The following is a 19,268-nucleotide window of genomic DNA, read 5'->3' as shown; positions in this document are numbered from 1 at the left end:
CCTTTATGGCCAGTAGTCGCACCTGCAACCCTGCCGTCTCACTTTCGGCAAGTTGGCAAAGCCAAAGGAAGTAACATGCGATCGCAGACCGTCGATGAGGGATCTTTCGTGTTTGGGCCTTTCGTCTTTCTGCCCGGACGACGAACGCTCCTGAAGGGACAAAAGCAAATCCGACTCGGCTCGCGTGCGGCGGAGATCCTGCATCTGCTTGTCTCTCGCGCTGGCGATTTGATAACCAAGGAAGAATTAATCGCACATACCTGGCCAAGTACCTTCGTCGAGGACGCGAACGTCAAGGTTCATGTCAGCGCTTTGCGCCGGGCTCTCGGGGAAGTTCGTCCAGATGCGACCTACATTGCCACTGTTGCTGGACGCGGCTACCGCTTTGTTGCCCCGGTTCTGATGACGAACGAAGGAGGGCCGCGCGAGTTCTTTGCTGCGTCGCTCACGACCGCTCTCCCCGCTAAGGCGAACATTGTTGGACGCGACAGCGAGATCGAAGCAGTGACACGTGCACTTGCCTCTGAGCGAGTCGTCACACTTGCTGGTCCGATTGGAGTCGGAAAGGCCTCTGTTGCACGAGCGGCGGCCGGATCAGTCGCCTCGCAATTCAGCGACGGCTCATCTGTTATCGATTTTTCGATGATTGGGGACTTGAGCGAAGCCTCGAACTTCATAGCAGTAGTGCTTGGCTTGCGAGCGGCCCCGGACATGACCGAACCGCTGCTTGACTACCTGCAGCATCGAAAAATGCTGATAATCTTGGACCACTGCGAACGTGCGCCAGTTTCGTTGCGCGTTTTTGTGTCGCGCTTCTTCGCTTCGCCGAGCCGGTCGACGATTCTCGCCATCAGTCTTGAGCCTCTGCGGGTGCCGGGTGAGAGAGTTCACCGGATCGGGCTGCTTCCCTATCCGATCAGGTCTGAAAGCGTCAAGCTTTCCACAGAAGCCGCACTCAAATTCCCCGCCGTTCTTATGCTTGTTGAGCGCGCCCGCGATCTTGCTGGCTATGAAGTGACAGAGGACGACCTTCCGGCGCTCGTCGGCCTGACGCAAATCACAGACGGGAGACCCCGTTCCATGATGAGTGCACTGTCTAATCTGCTGCCGCAGTTTTCGTTCGCTGAGATGCTGGACATTGTCACTCGGCGTGTACTTCATGGTCCACAGGTTGGAGAGCCAGACGATCCCCAATGCCTCGTGTCTGGTAAGACCGATTTCGGCTATGGTCGTTTGTCTACCGAGGAGGCAACGCTGTTCAGAGTGCTATCTGTCTTCTTTGGCCATTTTGCTCTGGAAGACGCGGTGGCACTAACCCGTCCCCTGGGCTGGGATATGCATCAAACCTTCATGGCGCTCAGTAGTCTTATCGCCAAGTCACTTGTATGGGTCGCCGCGACCGGCAACGTTGTCACATATCGTCTGCTTGCGGCGGAGCGTTTTTTTGCGCGAGCGCGGCTAAACGAGGCGCCGGAAGAGTGTCGACGCGCACGCACGCTTCACTCAAATTTGATCTTGTCAATTATGCTGAAGGGCAGGGACGAATGGCGCTGGGGCAAACCGGAAACATGGCGTTGCCAATACTTGAGCAGGAGTGAAGATCTTCTAGAGGCAATTAAGTGGGCAGCCACCGGCGATACCGATGCCGCGCTTGTGTTGAAGTTGACGGAAGTGGCAGGCATGCTATGGGACGAGCAGTCACAGCTTGTCGCGCACTTGGCACACCTGCGGCGGGCGCTGGAGATTGTCCCGGACCGTCCAGACCTGACTGAGGCAAGGTCAAGGGTTGCCACCTCATATGCCAGAAGTCTTACATTCTCCGGTGATCTTGGTGAAGCAACAGGCCGCGCGTGGTCAGCAGCCATCGCAAGTACAGCGGAGGCTAGGAATGAGACGAATTATCTCTCCACAGTCCTCGGCTACTGCTCATACCTATTGATAACGGGGCAAAGCGACAAGCTTGGTGAGCAGATCACAAAATTCCAGGCGGTGGCGAAGCGCTCTTCAGACCCCAGCGTCGTTTTCGACGTCGAACGTTTGAAGCTGATTGCCGCTCTTGACGCCGGTGATGCGCTAGCGGCTCGTGACGGCTTTGACAATCTTGCCCGATGCGTGGGACACAGCTCGCCTTCGTCCGATATAAATCGCTATCGGTCTGAACGCTATGTTTCCATCCAAGCGTACGGCGCACTCGTCCGGTGCCTCACAGACGTCACTTACAAGGCACCAGAATATAGTGTTTTGCTGGATGACGATGTCGCTGTCGCGTTTCCTCCCGGAGCTCGGGCGATATTTTGCACGGTAGCCGCTCTGCCCATTGCATACTGGCACGACGACGCAGATCAACTAGAGAAGCTGGTTATGAGTGTTCGTGCCCACGAACGTTCCGATCAGGCGGTTCTGTTCCGGCTCATTCTAGACTTCTACGACACCGTGGCTAGCCATCTTCGGGGGCAAAAACATGCGCTTGCCGAGATGCACAGCCTTGTGACGCAACTCATAGCCTCCGGTTATCAGAGGCGCACAGCCTTCTATCTCTCCATGGTTGCAAATGCGGCTTTGGATCTTGGTGAAACGCGCCTTGCTTCGACGTTGATCGAGTACGCTTACAAGCAACACGAGCGTTGCCAAGAGATGTGGTGCCTGCCAGAGCTGATACGCGTCGAAGCAAGATTGGCCTTAGTAATGGGCGACGGGAAGATAGCACTAAGTCTTCTCGCCGCTGCGAGAAGCCAAGCCATAAAGATGGGTTTGCAGCTCTTCTTACGGCGGATTCAATTCGACGAACAATCGCTGCATGATTCTGCCCGCTCTGATCAGCGGAGGGCGCAGTCTGCGTGACCGGATTCCTTCTTCCTCGGCATCGGTGTCCGCACGAGCGGCCGATGATACGAGCCGGCTCAACAAAACAGCGATCAGCAGAAGAAGCGCCAACGATGTACCAGCGGGCGTCATAAGTCGATTCGCCAGCCCCCTCACCGCCGTTGTCGAACAGACGTCTGCAAGCAACTTGTTGAATGCTATTACGCAGACGTGAGCCATCGTACGAGAAACCGGGCCACCCGCGGGGTCTCAGGCGTCAAAACGATGTGGGCGAGACATCATTGTGCATTCAATTGAGAATTTCTGATATTCATCACCGCGCAGAGACGCCGGATACTAAAGCACATACTCGCAGTGTATTGCTGGCATGCAAGGCATCGATGAAGCGCGTAACTCCCTTGCAAGTGTTGATAGCAGCAGCCTCGAATGTATCGATTACCTACAGAACGCCTGACGCGATCTATGCGTGCGGCGCCCCAATAATCGTTTTCCATGAGAACCCCTTACTTTGCAGCGTAAGAGACAGGGGAGTCTTGTGACGGAATCTCTTGAGCATGGAGAAGAGACATGCCAAAACTGTTTGTTCAAGCGCGCGAAGGAACCTTTACCGCCGACGCTCGCGCTCGAGTGGCGGATGCGCTCACGGATCTTGGAATTGCGTGCGAGCGCCTTTCTGACGCCCCCAAGGTTCGAGCCGGGATCTGGGTGTTCTTCACCGACCATTTGCCAACCGCCATTTACAGCGGCGGCGAGATTCCAACTATTCCACCAATCGGTTTGATCGTGTACGCCCTTGAGGGCGGAATGGATGGCGCATCCAAGCAAAAATTCATAAAAGACGCTACTAAAATCTTACACGACAACGTTGGCAAAGATAGCGATCGAATTCCAATTTACATTGCGATCAACGAAGTACCTGAGGCTAATTGGGGCATGTATGGACTGCAGGTTTCGCTGGCCACGCTACGCGCGGCCCCATAGTGCCCGGAAACGGTCGGGCGGTGGAAGGAAACCGGATCGTCGCGATTCAACCTATCTATTGATCGTGCAGGTCTGGTCACGTCATCAACCGCGTGCCCGAACAAATGCGAAACCCGGGCATACATAGACGGACTTCGACGAAGCTCCAGGAGCTGCAAGTTCATCAGGGCATCGTTATCGCTGAGCCTAGATGGTATGGGCGCCTCCCGCCCTAACGGGCGTCGGACGCCAGGCGCGTTGTCCGGATTCACTGTATTGTCCCGCGCGACTGGTGTGATTCACAGCGATGGCCTCAGAGGCCCGACCTCGTGAGTTCTTGCCAACCGGGCCCGCGAGCCATGTTCTCATGGACGCTTGCGGCAGCGCTTATCACCGGGTGCGTATGCTTGCGCGGCGTGGTCATGATGACGCACGGTTCATCGCAGCCCAGAGTGCGAGCGTTCGTAAGGTCCTATAAAAACGGCGCAGCGGACGTGTCAGCAATCTGGGAAGCAGCACAGCGTCTTGGGATGCGCTTCGTGGCTGTCTGGAGCGAGGACCAGCGGCTATGCTCGCCCTGCATGGCACCCGCCAGCAAGTGATCCGCATTCGTGTCATGCAGTCCAACGAGTTTCGCGGTTGCTCGATGCTTGCAGACAGCCCGAAAGACGGCTTTCACGACCTCGCAAACTCGACGACTAAACGTAAGCGACTAGCAATGGCACCTTGACGCCCGAGTTGCCTGAAGACGAGTTATGTGATCGTGCTGTTTGATATTCTCGTGGTGTAGAGTTGGACCATCTGGGTCTGATTCGGCCGATGCGCCACCTCGCGCAAGGAATGAGCACTGCCATTCGAGACGTTTGAAGCGACGATGTGGCAGCTTGCTCAACGCTATACGGGCAAGGTTGGCTACCGCAGAGGGGTTAAGTCGGAAGGGCTTCGCGCGAGCTCCCCGTTGATTGACTGCTCGGGGTGGGTCGGACTGCTCTTGTCGCAAGCGATGGAAGCGGAGAATATTGCTTCCGGCCTATCAGCTTTCAGTGCCACTGCCATCTCTTCGGTGCAAACCTGGTCCGATCGGATCATCGATGTTGTCCACACCCGAACACATTATCTTCTTCAGGGCGAGGACGTCTGCGCGCAAAGACTTCCCAGATCGGCCACGATCGATCTGAGGATGGGAGCACCATCCTGAGCGAACAATCACCCTCGCATTCGCGGAATTACGCACATCGCACAGGTTGTCCATAGGAGTCGGGACGATGCTGCTTTCGTTTCGGAAGCGTATGGTGGCTCTGAGAGAAGCGGGTTGTTGCTCGCACCGCTCGACGAATGGCTTGATCTCATGCAGCCATACGTTTGCAGCGGAGATGTGTGGGTCGTTGATCCGAGTCTTATGGCGGTTAGCAGGCTCGAGAATTCTGCCAGCGATGAGGCAGTAAATCGGTGATTGCGCTCGCTTTGTGTGTTGGAAGTCGTGTGAGGATGTCCTTGAGATACGTGTGCGGGTCGTGCCCGTTGAGTTGCGCCGAGCGCAGCAGACTCATGATCGCGGCGGCGCGCTGCCCCGCCCGCAGCGAACCTGCGAACATCCAGTTGGCCCGGCCGATCGCCCACGGACGTATCTGGTTCTCAACCCAGTTGTTGTCGATGGGTACGCTCCCGTCGTCGAGATAGCGCGTGAGCGCTTCCCAGCGTTTCAAGCTGTAATCCAAAGCGTTCGCAATGCCGGAGCCGTCGGATACGAGCTTGCGCTGCGTGGTCAGCCATTCGTGCAAGGCGTCGTAAACCGGTTTGGCCCGTGACTGGCGAAGCCGGTATCGCTCATCCACATTCAGTTCTGCTGCGTCACGCTCAATGTCATAGAGCGCTGAGAAGAACGGCAGGGCGTGCCCCGCAACCTGACTGCTGTGGATGGCGTGTAACTCGAAGAACTTTCGGCGTGCATGAGCTGCGCATCCGATCTCGATGACGCCCTGCTGGAATGACGCCTTGTAGCCGCCGTAGTCATCGCACACCAGCTTGCCGCGCCAGCCTTCGGGGAATGCGCGGGCATGTGCACCGGCGCGGCTGTCGGCGAAGTCGTAGACTACCCCGCGCAGGTCGCTGAACTGAGTGGACGTCTACGCCCACAGGTACGCACGGTGCGTCTTACCCTTGCCAGGGCTGAGCATCTGCACTGGCGTTTCATCGGCGTGCAGCACGCGTTGCTGCAGAATCTCATGGCGCAATACGTCGACCAGCGACTGAAGCTGCACACCGCACATGCCCACCCACGCGCCCAGCGTGGATCTCGGTATCGCGAGGCCCGCGCGGCTAAAGATTTGTTCCTGGCGGTACAGGGGGAGGTGGTCCGCATATTTGCTGACCAGTACCGACGCAAGCAGGCCGGCGGTCGGGATGCCCTTGTCGATGACGCGTGCGGGCACCGGGGCCTGGATCAGCGTCTCGCACTTGCGGCATACCCATTTACCCCGGATATGCCGTTCCACCGTAAACACGCCCGGTGCGTAGTCCAGCTTCTCGCTGATGTCCTCGCCGATTCGCACGCGCTCGCAGCCGCAGTGACACGCCGTGCTGACAGGCTCATGGTGGATGTCGGTGCGAGGCAACTATGGCGGTAACGGCGTGCGTTTGGGCTGCTCACGTTGCCGTTCAGCCGGCGAGGGTTTGAGCTGTTCGAGCTCCATCTCGATGGCAGCGATGTCACCATCGATGGCTTCCTCAAGCAGGCTCATCTGCTCGCTATTGAGCTGCTCGCTGCGCCGGCCGAACTGCTGGCGCTTGAGGATCGCGATCTCGTGTGACAGCTGGTCGATGCGGGTCTGCCGGTAATGCAGTTCCCGATCCCGCTCACTGACCTCCCGGTCCTTCACCTGCACCTCGGCAATCAGTTGCACTGCGAGGGCACGCAACTGGTCCGGACTGAGGGAGTCAAGATCGATGGGCAGGTTCATGCAGACCAGTCTGCCAGAAGCCACACACCGGTGAAGCGAAACTGTTTACGTCGCCGTCATACGATGCGGATCACGCCGTCCTGCCCAATGCGCTGCCACGGCAGCCCCAGCACCAGGCCAGCCAACTGTTCGTGCGTCAGCGCGTGCTGCTTCTTCGGCTCGCTGCCGGCGTGCGGCCAGACGAACTGTCCTTGATTCAGGCGTCGTGCTGCCAGCCAGATGCCGATCCCGTCATGAACGAGCAGCTTCATTCGAGTGGCCCGGCGGTTGGCAAATAGATAGGCGTGGTGCGGATGCGCGGCGCCGAACACCTTGACCACACGCGCCAGTGCCGTGTCGAAGCCGGCGCGCATGTCCAGTGGATCGACAGCCAGCCAGATCTCGTCGACCCGGATCACCGCAGCCACTCGCGCAGCCAGGCTGCACACTGGGCTGCCTCCGATATCGGCCAGCTGACCGTGACCGTCTGATCTCCCCGGCGCACTTCGATGCGGATCTCCGCCGAATGCGGGCTCCGGGTTTCTAGGGCAACCGGCACAAATGCCGGCGCGGGTACCGGTTGCAAATCTGTCGGACGGCCCGCCAGGCCCTTCGGAAGCCTGCCTTCTGCCTGATCGACCCAGCGTCGCAGCAGGTTCGCGTTGAGCCTGTGTTCGAGCGCGACCGCTGCGACTGATACTCCGGTTCCGTGGCAAGCAGCTACGACCTTGGCCTTGAACTCCTCGCTGTAGCGTCGCCGGCGTCGACGTTCGGAGGGTGTGCCTTCTTCGAAGATAGTGTTCACGTGTCCGCTTATTCGTTAAGTGGACACGATACTCCCAAGAGCTTTACCGAATCTCAAGATGAGATGCCCGGCTGCTTACGACTAAACGGCCAGATTGCGCGAGCTCGAACAACGCACTTCAAAATGGCGTCGTAATGATGAAGCATGGGGACGACTTGGAAATTCCTCGTGTCGCCTTGCTGCCGCTGACGGCTGCAGTGATGGTCGTTGAAAAGGCAAGCGTTTTGATCCGGGAGCGAATCTTCTGGAAGGGGGTTCTCACTCGCGTCAAGACCACCGGCGCGAGCGGAAATTACGGTGACTAACAACCCCCTTAAACTCACAGCCCCCGATTAAGCTATTTGTTGATCCTCTTATCGTTTGCGAATAGTTTGACAACCGCCGTCATATTGAGGTCGCCGAGCTTCTCGTCCATGGCTTTGAGAAACACATTATGTACCGCACTGACTGTCGGTACCATTGAGTCGCCACCGGCCGTCGTCACGGTGTAGCCGAGGTCTTTAGCAAGGAGCTTTATGGGGAATTTGCTCTCAAAGTCCCCACTTAGCATTGATTTCGTATCATTTGTGAGGTGAGCAGTCCACATCGCTGTTCCCGCCACAGCATCCAGGACCTGCTTTGCGTCGACGCCGTGCCTCCTGAGCATTCCGATCATTTCTGCGATCGTGCTCAGCCCAACACCCATCAGGGTATTAGTAACCAGCTTTGCCAGCGTTCCCGCACCGGTCGGCCCAGCATGACGAGTGCTTGAGCCCAATGCCGCCAGCACATTTTCGACCCGCTTCAGCGTTCCTTCCGCACCACCAACCAAAAACACAAGGGTCGCGTCTTCGGCCTGCGGAGTACTCCCGGAGACCGGCGCCTCCAGCATTTCAATGCCTTTTTTGCCTAAAGCATCATACAGTTCGCGGGCCCACGCAGGGGTAATTGTCGAGCACTCGATAGCTATGGCTCCATTCTTCATGCCTGCGCTCGCACCGTTTGTTGCATCCAGCCAAACTGCTCGCGATACCTCGTCGTCGCGAACCATCGTGAAGACAAACTCCTTACCATCGGCCGCTTCTCGCGGAGAATCGGCGGTTTTAGCGCCTGCGCTCTGCAACTTCTTGACTGCGTCCTGTGACAGGTCATAGACCGTCGTGTCGTGACCCGCCTTAAGCAGATTCGCGGCCATGCGCGACCCCATGGCCCCTAATCCGATAAACGCTACGTTGCTCATGTCTTTACTCCTCTCGGCGCTCTTGCGAACGCAGTTAGCACGTACGGTCAAAGGTTTTCGATCCAGACAGTCTGTGCGTTCACAAAGGCATGGGCGCCGAAGTGAGAAAGCTCCCGACCATACCCGCTGTTCTTTACTCCGCCTACAGGAACTCGAGGGTTCGTAGCAGTAAAGCCATTGATGAACACGCCTCCCGTATCAAGGTCGCGTGCAAGCTTGCGCGCTGAATCGACGTCGTTCGTCCAGATGTTTCCACTCAGACCGAATTCACTTGCGTTAGCCGCCGCAACGGCCGCCTCGATGTTTGAGACGCGGGTGATAGCCGCAACGGGACCGAACATCTCCTCGTCGAATGCGGCCATACCCTGCTGTACATCACCCAGTACAGTAGGTGTATAGAACGCGCCTTTGCCGTCTGGCTTTTTACCCCCGCACAGTACTCGTGCCCCCTTTGCAACAGTGCGTTCAACTTGTTTATGAAGTGCGTCCCGCAGATCTACTCGAGCCATCGGCCCCATTTGGGTCAACGAGTCTGTTGGGTCGCCGACACGGATGGCCTTCGCCGCTTCGACAAACAAGCTCTCGAACTCGTCGGCGATGTCTTCCAGCAGAATAAACCGCTTTGCCGCGAGACAGACCTGCCCTGCATTACTGAATCGGCTTGTGATGCCAGCCGCGACAGCTTTCGGAATATCAGCGTCCTTACAGACGATAAAAGCGTCCGACCCACCCAACTCCATGATGGTCTGCTTAATCACTTTTCCCGCTTCCGAAGCGACTGCGGAACCTGCTCGCACACTGCCGGTAACAGAGGCTCCCCGCACTCGTGAATCATTGATTACATTTACGATATCCTCTGTCTTGAGTATCAGGTTCTGGAACGCACCCTCCTGAAAGCCGGCTTCAAGCATTACGCGCTCAAATTCCAGCGAACTCCTCTGCGTGTTAGGCGAATGCTTTACCAAGACGACGTTGCCCGCGAGAAGTGTCGGAATTGCCATGCGAGTCAGTTGCCAAATCGGAAGATTCCACGGCATGATCGCAAGGATAGGTCCGAGCGGTAAATACGAAACATACGCCTCGGCCGATCCTGTTGTAGCCGGCACGTCAGCAAACATCTGTGGTCCATGCTCGGCATACCACTCCGCCTCCATGGCGCACTTCTCAATTTCGGCCAGCGCCTCAGAGGATATCTTGCCCATCTCCGTCGTAATCACCTTGGCAAGCCTGTCCTTGTTTTTCCTTAACGTCGCGGCAAGATTTGAGAGAAGGTGGGACCGTTGATAAACGGACAGCTTCCGAAACGATCGGAAGCTGTTTTCAGCACGGCCGAGTGCCGCTTCCGTTTCCGCTTTACCGAAGAAGGAAAACGTTTCAATTTGTTCGCCGTTGGCGGGATTTACTGTAGAGAAAGTGGATGAGTTCATGTGTCTTCCTTGTCACCTTTATGGTGCAGTTGGTTGCAGATTTAATCGTGCAGCGTGGTATGGAAGGGCCCTGAAGCCGCGGGCGTGTCAAGTTGCGCGGTAGCAGCACTATCGACCCGCCTACCTTGTTGCGGACGCGTCGCGTCGGGAAGCCACCTCCGGGTTTATTTGGGCGAAAAGGCACTCAACACCGGAGTCCGGCCATTCGTGTTCCACAGAATGGCCATGTCAGCGCCTCAACCCAGTTACCCGCGTATCGGTGAAGGTCCGACAGCGCGCCGTAATGGGAGCGCTGACACACAGATCACTGTCCACCACTTCAGTGTGGCGGACGTTGATGGCAGGGATGAAGGCCAAAACCTGTCAAGTTCATGCCTGATCCTTTCACGTACACCTACGGATCGTCGACGACGCTTACCTCTCGTCACCTCGCATCTGACGAGTTTATTATGCAAAAGGATCAGGCAGACTTTTGAGAGCATTTGACATTTACTGGACCTCATATTCGAGACATCGTACGTAAGCGTCGAGAGAGACGAAACACGCCAACGAACTTGTCGTAACAGGCCATCGGAACGTCCAATTGAATAGTCACACGGTCGGGAAGCTTAGAGATGAGTGATTATTTACGGGAACGGGAATGAGGTGGATACGCGGTCCAGACGACTTTACTGATTAGATCTTCACCGTGTTAAAGCAGACGGACACTGTATCGAAGCGTCACGGGTCGCGTCGGACTCGCAACTGGCTCAATGACGTGCTCAGGCGCGTAGACGGCGTGTTCGCGCGAATGTATTAAGCCGACGCAAAGGGTGGCCGGTGCGGTATCCAGCCAGAAAAGCTGTCTTCGTGAATTTCTCCTGGAGACCTGTACTCGAATTGCAGCGACCGCATGCCGTTTGGAAAGCGTTTCGTACAACGCACCTTACGTTGGATTGTCGGTATCCCGATAGATCGGGCCGCGTGGGACCAATTAACATCCATGGCACCTCCTCTGGTTGCTCGAACCGACGTTCTGGTGTTGCGCCTCAACGAGGCAGTCGAGCCGCACGCGAGCGCGCCTATCTCTGGAGAACAGTACAGCGCCACGCCAGGTTCGCTCTAGGCCTCGACCGGGTACAGCGTTCTAATCAAAGCAAATGCAGTAGGGGGCTGCACGCCCCTCACGGAGCCCAAGCGCTAAGTCTCAACGGGTACATAAGAGAAGAAGAACGTAGCGGTCCTGCAACGGCAAAGAAACTCGGATTAGCGCCACATGTCGCGGCAGACCAATCGCGCCGGTGCTTCCGGCTAGAACGACCTTATCTAAGGAGTTGAACATGCATGATTCGCCTACGTCCGGCGTAGTTGTACTGAACGATCCGACGCGCAACAAAGGTACCGCATTTTCTGAGCGCGAGCGTTCGGAGCTTAAGTTGGAAGGACTCTTACCGACTGCTATCGACACGCTGACGGTGCAGACCGAACGCGTTCTCCAGCATCTGGAAGCTAAGCCGACAGACGTCGAACGCTACATCTATCTTCAGGATCTTTGCGAGCGGAATATCACGCTTTTCTATGCCGTCATTATGACGAATCCGGCCCGTTTCATCCCCATTGTGTATGATCCGACAATCGCCGATGCCTGCCTTACGTATGGGCACATTTACCGCCGCCCACAGGGTATGTATCTGACAAAGCGGATGGTAGGCCGTTTCGAGGAAGTACTAAGACACTGGCCCAACCAGGACATCCGCTTCATTTGCGTTTCAACAGGCGGCCGCATATTGGGCCTCGGCGATATCGGTGCGAATGGTGCTCCTATCCCCATCGGCAAGCTTCAACTCTACACAGCCTGCGCAGGCGTACCTCCGGAGAAGCTACTGCCAATCCATCTTGACATTGGCACCACGAATGCCGCCTTGCGCGCTGATCCGCTCTACACTGGCATGCGGGATCAGCCGCCTCCGGATGACGAAGTCGATGCGATCGTTGATGATTTCATGGCCGCGGCGAACCGCGTATTTCCAGCCGTATGCGTGCATTTCGAAGATTGGAGAGGCGACGACGCTATTCGACTGCTCGCTCGGTACAAGGATCAGTACCTCGTCTATAACGATGATATCCAGGGAACGGCGAGCGTCACTCTCGCGGGACTAACGACCGCACTGCAGATAAAGAACGAACGCCTTACCGACCAAAAGATATTGTTCGCCGGCGCCGGATCCGCCGGTATTGGCATCGCTAATATGATCGTCGAGGCCATGATGAATGAAGGGTTGTCTAAAGACGACGCTTTGGCTCGAATTGCCATGTTTGACAAGAATGGTCTGTTGTATGAGGGTCGGTCAGATTTAAACCCGTGGCAGAAACCCTTCGCGAAAGACTTGCCTGAGACGAACGATCTCGTCGAGGCGGTCAATGCTTTCAAGCCAGCTGTACTGATCGGTGTCAGCACCGCCCCTGGACTGTTCAATGAACAGGTCGTCAAGAGAATCGCAGCGATCACCGATCGGCCAATCATCTTTCCCTTGTCAAATCCAACCGACAAAGCCGAGTGCACGGCTGAGGAGGCTTATCAGTGGACCGACGGAAAAGTGCTCTTCGCCGCTGGCGTTCAATTTCCAGATGTCACTATTGATGACAAAACGTTTCATCCCGGTCAAGCGAACAACTTCTATATTTTCCCCGCGTTCGGACTCGCTGTCTTCGCCACGCGGCCTAAGCACATTGACGACAAGATGTGGATCGCCGCCGCTCGGGGTTCAGCTGATCAGGTAGACCAGGCGTCGCGCGACAAGGGAATGTTGTTCCCGGCACAGAATGGAATTCTTGAAGTGGAACTCACCACTGCAACCCGCGTCGCTGAGCATATTTTCGAGCGCAATCTGGCCACGGTCGAGCGTCCGAATGACATTCGTGCCTGGATTCAGGCTATGGCTTACACCCCGGCCTATTAACGGAGACTGCATACATGACGACATCTATCGACGACGAAAATGCCAAGCAGCCGCCAATGCGCGATTATCCTATCGGCATCCAAGCCACGGGCAAACGGAAGGAGTTTGATTCCATGGGCACCGTCGAAGTGCCTGCCGACAGGTATTGGGGTTCGCAAACAGCGAGGTCATTGCAGCATTTTTCAATCGGCGACGATCGTATGCCGAAGGCCGTCTATCACGCCTACGGCATCGTCAAGAAAGCTGCGGCGCTGGTAAACGCAGATGCGGGTCGGTTGCCAAAATGGAAAGCGGACGCAATTATACGTGCCGCGGACGAAGTAATTGCTGGCAAGCTGGACGATCATTTTCCGCTTTTCGTCTGGCAGACAGGTTCCGGCACACAGTCAAATATGAACGTCAACGAAGTCGTGTCGAACCGCGCGATCCAGCTTCTCGATGGGGAGCTTGGAACTCAGCAGCCAATCGGCCCAAATGACGACGTCAACATGGGTCAGTCATCGAACGACAGCTTCCCAAGCGCGATGCACGTCGCGGCAGTGTCGCTGATCGATGAGCGCCTTGTGCCGGAACTGTCCAAGCTTGCCGAGGCAATCGAGGAAAAGGCGCAAGGCTGGATGGACGTCATCAAGGTTGGACGTACGCATCTGCAAGATGCCACACCCCTATCGGTGGGACAAGAATGGTCGGGTTGGGCAGCGCAGCTACGTGCCGTGATTGCCGAAGTCGAACGGTGTCGCGAAGGTCTCTATGAGCTGGCTCTTGGCGGTACGGCGGTCGGCACCGGGCTCAATGCACCGAAGAACTTTTCTCTCAATGTTGCAAAACAGATCGCACAGCTGACCGGCAAACCCTTCGTCACCGCACCTAACAAGTTCATGGCGCAGGGTTCGCTCGATGCCATGGTCCGAGCCTCTGCTGCAAATAGAGGTGCTGCCGTGGCGTTGATGAAAATTGCCAACGATATGCGTTGGTTAGCGTCTGGCCCTCGCTGCGGACTGGGTGAACTCAAGTTGCCCGCTAACGAGCCGGGCTCGTCAATCATGCCTGGGAAGGTCAACCCAACCCAATGCGAGGCGATGGTCATGATCGCAATTCAGGTCATAGGCGAAGACACGGCGATTGCGTTCGCCGGCAGTCAGGGCAATTTTGAACTGAACGCCATGCGACCGATTATCATCAACAACTTTCTCCACTCTGCAACCATCTTGGCCGACGGGGCCGAAAAATTTCGCCGCTTTTCCGTCGAGGGCACCGCCCTTGACCGAGAACAGATCAAGCGCTATCTGGACAATAACCTAATGCTGGTCACCGCACTTTCACCGGTCATCGGCTACCAGAACGCTGCTCACATTGCAGAAAGCGCGCAAGCCTCTGATTCGACGCTCAAAGAAGCCGCATTGCAATCCGGTGAAATCGACGAGCAGCAGTACGACAAGATCATTGTTCCACGCAACATGGTCGGTAACGGTGTAGCGGGCGCTTGATTGGGTAAAAGAATGGCTACCCGATTCTGACGGGCCGGTATGAAAGCCTCAGCTTCGACTTCTTTTCTGGCTCTAACTTGGCGGACGAAGAAACGACGAGGCATAACTGGGAGAAATCCAACAGCAATTGAGCGGTCGGACGGCGTACTAAAACCAAAATGGGCTGGCTTGCTCTCGATCAAAAGAGCAACCAGCTCGTCTTGGCATTCTCGACACTGCAGCTCAGCTTAGTGACCGCTATAAATCGACATTGCATCGGTATTCGCACCGGTGTTCGCGGCCGGTTTGAAGGAGACGCCTGATGAAGACGATCCGCCCCGGACTCCACCATAACCGGTTGCTGCGCCATTCTGCCCGGCGACGAGCGCTTCAGCGGCCTGGATCTGTGCCGGGTACGTTGCCTCATCACCGTCGCCCACACGGTAGCCTGCCTTTTGGAGTTGAACCAATTCGGCACGTACTTGCGCACGGCTGACAGATGTTTCTGACTGCGCAAACGACGAAACGGCGGGAATAGCGAGAGCAGCGACGACGAGTGATTGAACGAGTTTCATGATATTTAACTCCAGACTTGGTTTTTTTCGCAAACACCCGTTTGCGATTCAGTGATGCCAGTCTACCCATAGCAATCTCTATGAAGAAGGCGTCTTGTAATCCTATGACTGCGGGTCATAGGCGACATGATGCGGAGTACTTGTTATCAACGAACGTACCGGATACATGCACACGTTCAAGAACGTTTAACCAAGGAATTTTGGCGGCGGATGGATCGCCGACGCAATGCTCATCCGCCTTATGCAGCGTCCTCATCGGATTACCGCCTCGGTGCCCCCCTCAGAACGGCATCCCCAGAACCCTACGTCCTCGAGCCGATCTCGACCAAACTAACAAGGAAATTCGCTGGCAACACCGCGCAACGCCCCACGCTGTCGAATCGGTCACGTTCCTGAGATCGCCGTTTACATTCGCCGAAATACGCAATCAATAGCACGGTCGGGTCTAGCGGCGGCTTTTGGGTCCACGCATCATCGGCTTCTTAAAGCACTCGACCTGCAGAGAGGTAGAAGCATCGTTGGCCTTAGCCGGTATCAGAGTTTTTGTCGTGGCGTAGGAGTCCTCTTGGTTTTCCAAGCCAGTTCGACCGTCTCCTGCGCATCGTCAGATCGCATCCCATTAGCTTTTTATGGCGTGCGCCCGGGATCGAAGCTTCGCCTGCTGCCTGGAACTTCGGGAACACAAGTGTGGATATCTTTGATCTTGCTAGCTGTGTCCATTGCAGTGCCGATCAGGTTCCACGAGCGAAGACTTCGGATGGCTCAACCGCTTTCGACGCCTCACACGTGGCATAAGAGAATCCGTCACATAGATGAGAGCTTTTGACATTTACAGATAGCACCGACGGGAACAATCTATTGAATAGCACCAAACGAGCAATACTCTCATCCATCTCCCGGAATCCACAGGCATGACCGACAAACTCCACCTTTTCACTTCGCCTTCGGCCTTCCCCAACCCGCAACGCCTGCGGCTGTTCATGTACGAAAAGGGCATTGCCGCGCAGTTTGACGAAACCATCTACGACATGACGCCGGTCGGCGAACAGCGTGGCTGGCGTCACCTGAAAATGAATCCGTGGGGCGAAACGCCGACGCTTCAGCTTGCTGATGGCGGCTTTATTTCAGAAACAGCCGCCGTCGTCCGATACCTCGACCAGAGCTATCCGGGTCGTAAGATCATGGGCGAGACCCCCCTAGAGCAGGGCTTGGACAACATGTGGGACAATCGCATCTGGGTACACATCCTGTATCGGATTGTCACCGCCTTTCATGTGTTGCGCACAGGACTCGGCATCAAGCTCGAACTGACGAAGAATGAGGCATGGGGCGAGCATTGCCGCAAGGAAGCATTGGCCCACGCCGCGCTGGTCAACAAGCATCTGTCAGACGGCCGCGAATGGCTGCTCGGCGGTCAGGAGCCCACCTTTGCAGACATCACGCTGGCAACCGCAATAGCGTTCTCGAAGTTCCCGGTGAACGCCACTCCGCTCGACGAGCGTTTCGAATTTCTTGATGCCTACTGGAAGCGTTGGCAACAACGCCCGAGCTTCAAGGCCGCCTACGCCGACCGCCAAAGTGGCATTCCGGAGCTCGACAACGCTACTGTGTGAACGCAGCAGAACAGTCGAGACCTCCTGCTGAACTCGACGACCTTTTTCTCGCCGGCGAAACCAGTAGATGACATAAAACGCCCTTAAGCCTTGGCTGCGGGCGTTTTTCTCTTCCAGCGCGACCCAGCTCCGCCTCCTCATTGGTGAACGGCTGCCCTCTACGCTCGTGACCGCCTCCTGACGCTTGTCAACGTCGCGCGCAATTACGCCCGCAGTGTCGAAGTAAAACCGTGTATTTGCGATGATCCGATGATCAGCCGCCGAATGGATCAGGTGAGCTCTTTCGGGGGCGGGCTGGCCGTCGGCGTACCGGTTCCGCAGGCGCGAGATTAAGCGGAGATTATCGGATCGTCGGGTGGTCGGCGATGCGTGCAATGACGTATGCAGGTAGGCTTCGGGACCATACCGTTCAGCCACGCAGAACCAATCAGGCTGTAAATCGCATCCGCACGTTTGCCGCCTGAGTCGGCACTGGCGAACAAAAAGACCTGGCGACCGATTGATTGCCACTCACGTAACGCGCGCTCGGCGATCTGGTTGTCAATCTCGGCCAGCTCTTCCTCGCAGTAACAGAACAACGCAGGCCAGCGATTCAAGGAATACTGTGGCGCTTTCGTGGTGTGCGGCTTCGCGGACAGTGTAAGGTTCGTCGCCTCAAACCACCGCTTTATATCTTCAAGCAGCGGCACAAGCTTTTCCTGGCGAAGCACCGGCGGTGTCGTGTCGTCGGCGTGGACCTTGGCGCCACCGGGCGCATGGCGGCACACCGCGCCGACCAACGGGTTGAGCAACCACGTCAAACTTGCCAACCAGTGGCCCATGAAGCCCGCTTCCATCTCGACGCCGTCGCGCGCGTACATGACGGACCGGCGATAGACGGGATGTCGCGCGAACTTCGATGTTGGGATGTGGGCGAGCAAAGCCGGACCCGGCAGGCCCGATCGAGTTGGGCTGTGGTCAACGCCACGACACCAGCGTCAGCGCGAGGCCATGCGAAGCGTCCCTTCAAGGCTGAAAACCTTTGAATACTTGCAGGAAGAGAATCCGGGCCTGTCACCGGAAGCGGCCAAACAGGCGTGCGCGTTAAGCGATGAGCGACGTCAGGGTTCGCAGTTGTTATTGAAGGCAACAAAGCTCTGTCAACGCTAGACGATGTTGATAGCGTCCACGCCGTCCGGATAGAAGGCCAAGTGAGAAGCTATTTGAGCTGCTGCAGCAAACGGATGTTCATAAGTCCATGCGGCGTTCACGCTACGCTTTCCACCTGCTGGAATGCGGTAATAAGCACAGTCCCCTTTGTAAGGGCAATACGTTGCATGGAGAGTGCGCTCGAGCTGATCCATGCGAACGTCGTCGCGAGGGATGTACAGGACTGCCGGATAGCTTGCTTCCCGCAGGGATAACGCTCGGTACTGTCCGCAATGATGGTTCCCCCCAGCGTCACCATAACGCGGCGCGATTCGGGCGTGATCGTGATTGGATGGTCAGGCCCGGACAGTTTCATGGTCTTATTCATACGGTACCTCCGAAAATAACAGACAGAATGGGGCGGTTAATGAACCTGCCGCGCGACGCGTTAAAGAGTAACGACAGTCTCTCGAACGACTATTGTCGGCCGAGGTAAGCTACCACGGCCGCCCACCACCAACCCAAAGTAGACCCGTTCAATGGCGCGATACCCATTTTTTGAACATCGCGCGACTTAACGTCTGGATCAAGCCTTGTTGTCCAGTTCAGGGATGCCACTGCTGCGATCGGCATATGCGGCTTGGAAGCTCGGACGTTGCTGCCAGCGCTTCCAGTAGGCATCCAGAAACTCAAAACGCTCGTCCAGCGGCGTAGCATTCACCGGGAACTTTGAGAACGCGATCGCGGTTGCCAGAGTAATGTCGGCGAAAGTAGGCTCATCGCCTCCAAGCAGCCATTGGCGCCCATCCGACAGGTGTTTGTTAACCAGTGCAGCATGGGCCAGCGCTTCTTTACGGCAGTGTTCGCCCCACGCTTCGTTCTTCGTCAGTTCGAGCTTAAAACCGAGACCAGTATGCAGAACATGGAAGGCCGTGACGATGCGATACAAGATGTGAACCCAGATCCGGTTATCCCACATGTTGTCCAGCCCCTGCTCCAAAGGCGTTTCGCCCATCACTTTTCGACCGGGATAGGACTGGTCGAGATATCGGACAACGGCGGCTGTCTCGGAAATGAAGCTACCGTCAGCAAGTTCAAGCGTCGGCGTTTCGCCCCATGCATTCATTTTCAGGTGACGCCAGCCACGCTGTTCGCCGACCGGCGTCATGTCATAGATCGTTTCGTGAAACTGATCTGCAATCCCCTTTTCATGCATGAACAGGCGCAGGCGCTGGGGGTTAGGAAATGCCGAGGGCGAGGTGAAAACATTCAGTTTGGTAGTCATTTGCGTCGTTCCTTAGTGGGAGTCGAAGATGGCGCCAACCCCGTATGTGCGAAAGAGTTGGTCTCAATTCCTTGTCTGCGCGAGCAGTG

General features: G+C 56.5%; 12 protein-coding genes and 3 pseudogenes. 6 read left to right on the top strand and 9 right to left on the bottom strand.

Annotated elements, in window-relative coordinates; translation table 11 throughout:
* The first annotated feature begins 75 nt into the window (after nucleotides 1–75).
* Entirely contained in the window at nucleotides 76–2,841 is a 2,766-nt protein-coding gene (locus H281_RS0100180; RefSeq protein WP_020065062.1) for an ATP-binding protein, read from the top strand.
* A 549-nt stretch (nucleotides 2,842–3,390) separates the two neighbouring features.
* Nucleotides 3,391–3,804, top strand: coding sequence for a tautomerase family protein (locus H281_RS0100175; RefSeq protein WP_020065061.1), 414 nt, complete (start codon nucleotides 3,391–3,393; stop codon nucleotides 3,802–3,804).
* Nucleotides 3,805–5,189: 1,385 nt separating this feature from the next.
* On the opposite strand, the pseudogene tnpC reads toward H281_RS0100175, so the two are convergent.
* The 3 genes and pseudogenes from tnpC to tnpA all read right to left on the bottom strand — a co-directional run bounded on the left by tnpC (nucleotide 5,190) and on the right by tnpA (nucleotide 7,527).
* Nucleotides 5,190–6,743 (bottom strand): annotated as a pseudogene (gene tnpC / locus H281_RS35340) (IS66 family transposase).
* Between the two features lie 56 nt (nucleotides 6,744–6,799).
* Nucleotides 6,800–7,150, bottom strand: a complete 351-nt coding sequence (tnpB, locus tag H281_RS0100160; protein ID WP_020065056.1) for an IS66 family insertion sequence element accessory protein TnpB — start codon at nucleotides 7,148–7,150, stop codon at nucleotides 6,800–6,802.
* Nucleotides 7,138–7,527 (bottom strand): IS66-like element accessory protein TnpA, encoded by a 390-nt coding sequence (gene tnpA / locus H281_RS0100155; RefSeq protein ID WP_020065055.1) that lies wholly within the window; start codon nucleotides 7,525–7,527, stop codon nucleotides 7,138–7,140. The genes tnpB and tnpA overlap by 13 nt, the downstream gene beginning before the upstream one ends.
* Nucleotides 7,528–7,661: 134 nt before the next feature.
* Here tnpA and H281_RS36685 point away from each other — a divergent pair, with 134 nt between their 5' ends.
* Nucleotides 7,662–7,832 carry a hypothetical protein gene (locus H281_RS36685; RefSeq protein ID WP_020065054.1) on the top strand — a complete coding sequence of 57 codons (171 nt, stop codon included), beginning with the start codon at nucleotides 7,662–7,664 and terminating at the stop codon, nucleotides 7,830–7,832.
* Between the two features lie 32 nt (nucleotides 7,833–7,864).
* Here the strand turns inward: H281_RS36685 and H281_RS0100145 are convergent, their stop codons facing one another.
* On the bottom strand, nucleotides 7,865–8,746 hold the full coding sequence (locus tag H281_RS0100145; RefSeq protein ID WP_020065053.1) for an NAD(P)-dependent oxidoreductase: 882 nt from the start codon (nucleotides 8,744–8,746) through the stop codon (nucleotides 7,865–7,867).
* 47 nt (nucleotides 8,747–8,793) lie between these two features.
* The gene (locus tag H281_RS0100140; protein ID WP_020065052.1) at nucleotides 8,794–10,173 is read right to left on the bottom strand and encodes an NAD-dependent succinate-semialdehyde dehydrogenase; all 1,380 of its coding nucleotides are present in this window, start codon (nucleotides 10,171–10,173) and stop codon (nucleotides 8,794–8,796) included.
* A gap of 1,319 nt (nucleotides 10,174–11,492) precedes the next feature.
* On the opposite strand from H281_RS0100140, the gene H281_RS0100135 reads away from it, so the two are divergent.
* Entirely contained in the window at nucleotides 11,493–13,112 is a 1,620-nt protein-coding gene (locus H281_RS0100135; protein WP_020065051.1) for an NAD-dependent malic enzyme, read from the top strand.
* 14 nt (nucleotides 13,113–13,126) lie between these two features.
* Complete coding sequence (gene fumC, locus H281_RS0100130; protein ID WP_020065050.1) at nucleotides 13,127–14,599, top strand: class II fumarate hydratase; 1,473 nt, start codon at nucleotides 13,127–13,129, stop codon at nucleotides 14,597–14,599.
* 227 nt (nucleotides 14,600–14,826) lie between these two features.
* On the opposite strand, the gene H281_RS0100125 is transcribed toward fumC, so the two are convergent.
* The gene (locus H281_RS0100125) at nucleotides 14,827–15,153 is read right to left on the bottom strand and encodes a DUF4148 domain-containing protein (RefSeq protein ID WP_020065049.1); all 327 of its coding nucleotides are present in this window, start codon (nucleotides 15,151–15,153) and stop codon (nucleotides 14,827–14,829) included.
* Nucleotides 15,154–16,064: 911 nt separating this feature from the next.
* Here H281_RS0100125 and H281_RS0100120 point away from each other — a divergent pair.
* Nucleotides 16,065–16,766, top strand: coding sequence for a glutathione S-transferase family protein (locus tag H281_RS0100120; RefSeq protein WP_020065048.1), 702 nt, complete (start codon nucleotides 16,065–16,067; stop codon nucleotides 16,764–16,766).
* Between the two features lie 343 nt (nucleotides 16,767–17,109).
* Here the strand turns inward: H281_RS0100120 and H281_RS0100115 are convergent.
* The 3 genes and pseudogenes from H281_RS0100115 to H281_RS0100105 all read right to left on the bottom strand — a co-directional run.
* Nucleotides 17,110–17,704: pseudogene (locus H281_RS0100115) on the bottom strand (IS66 family transposase); the annotation flags it as partial.
* A 207-nt stretch (nucleotides 17,705–17,911) separates the two neighbouring features.
* Nucleotides 17,912–18,282, bottom strand: a pseudogene (locus tag H281_RS35335) (DUF427 domain-containing protein).
* Between the two features lie 198 nt (nucleotides 18,283–18,480).
* Nucleotides 18,481–19,179, bottom strand: a complete 699-nt coding sequence (locus H281_RS0100105; RefSeq protein ID WP_020065047.1) for a glutathione S-transferase family protein — start codon at nucleotides 19,177–19,179, stop codon at nucleotides 18,481–18,483.
* Between the last annotated feature and the right edge of the window lie 89 nt (nucleotides 19,180–19,268).

Origin of the sequence: Paraburkholderia caledonica, assembly GCF_000383275.1 — a bacterium.
In the GTDB taxonomy this organism is placed as follows: domain Bacteria; phylum Pseudomonadota; class Gammaproteobacteria; order Burkholderiales; family Burkholderiaceae; genus Paraburkholderia; species Paraburkholderia caledonica.
This window is presented reverse-complemented; position numbering and strand designations above follow the sequence as displayed.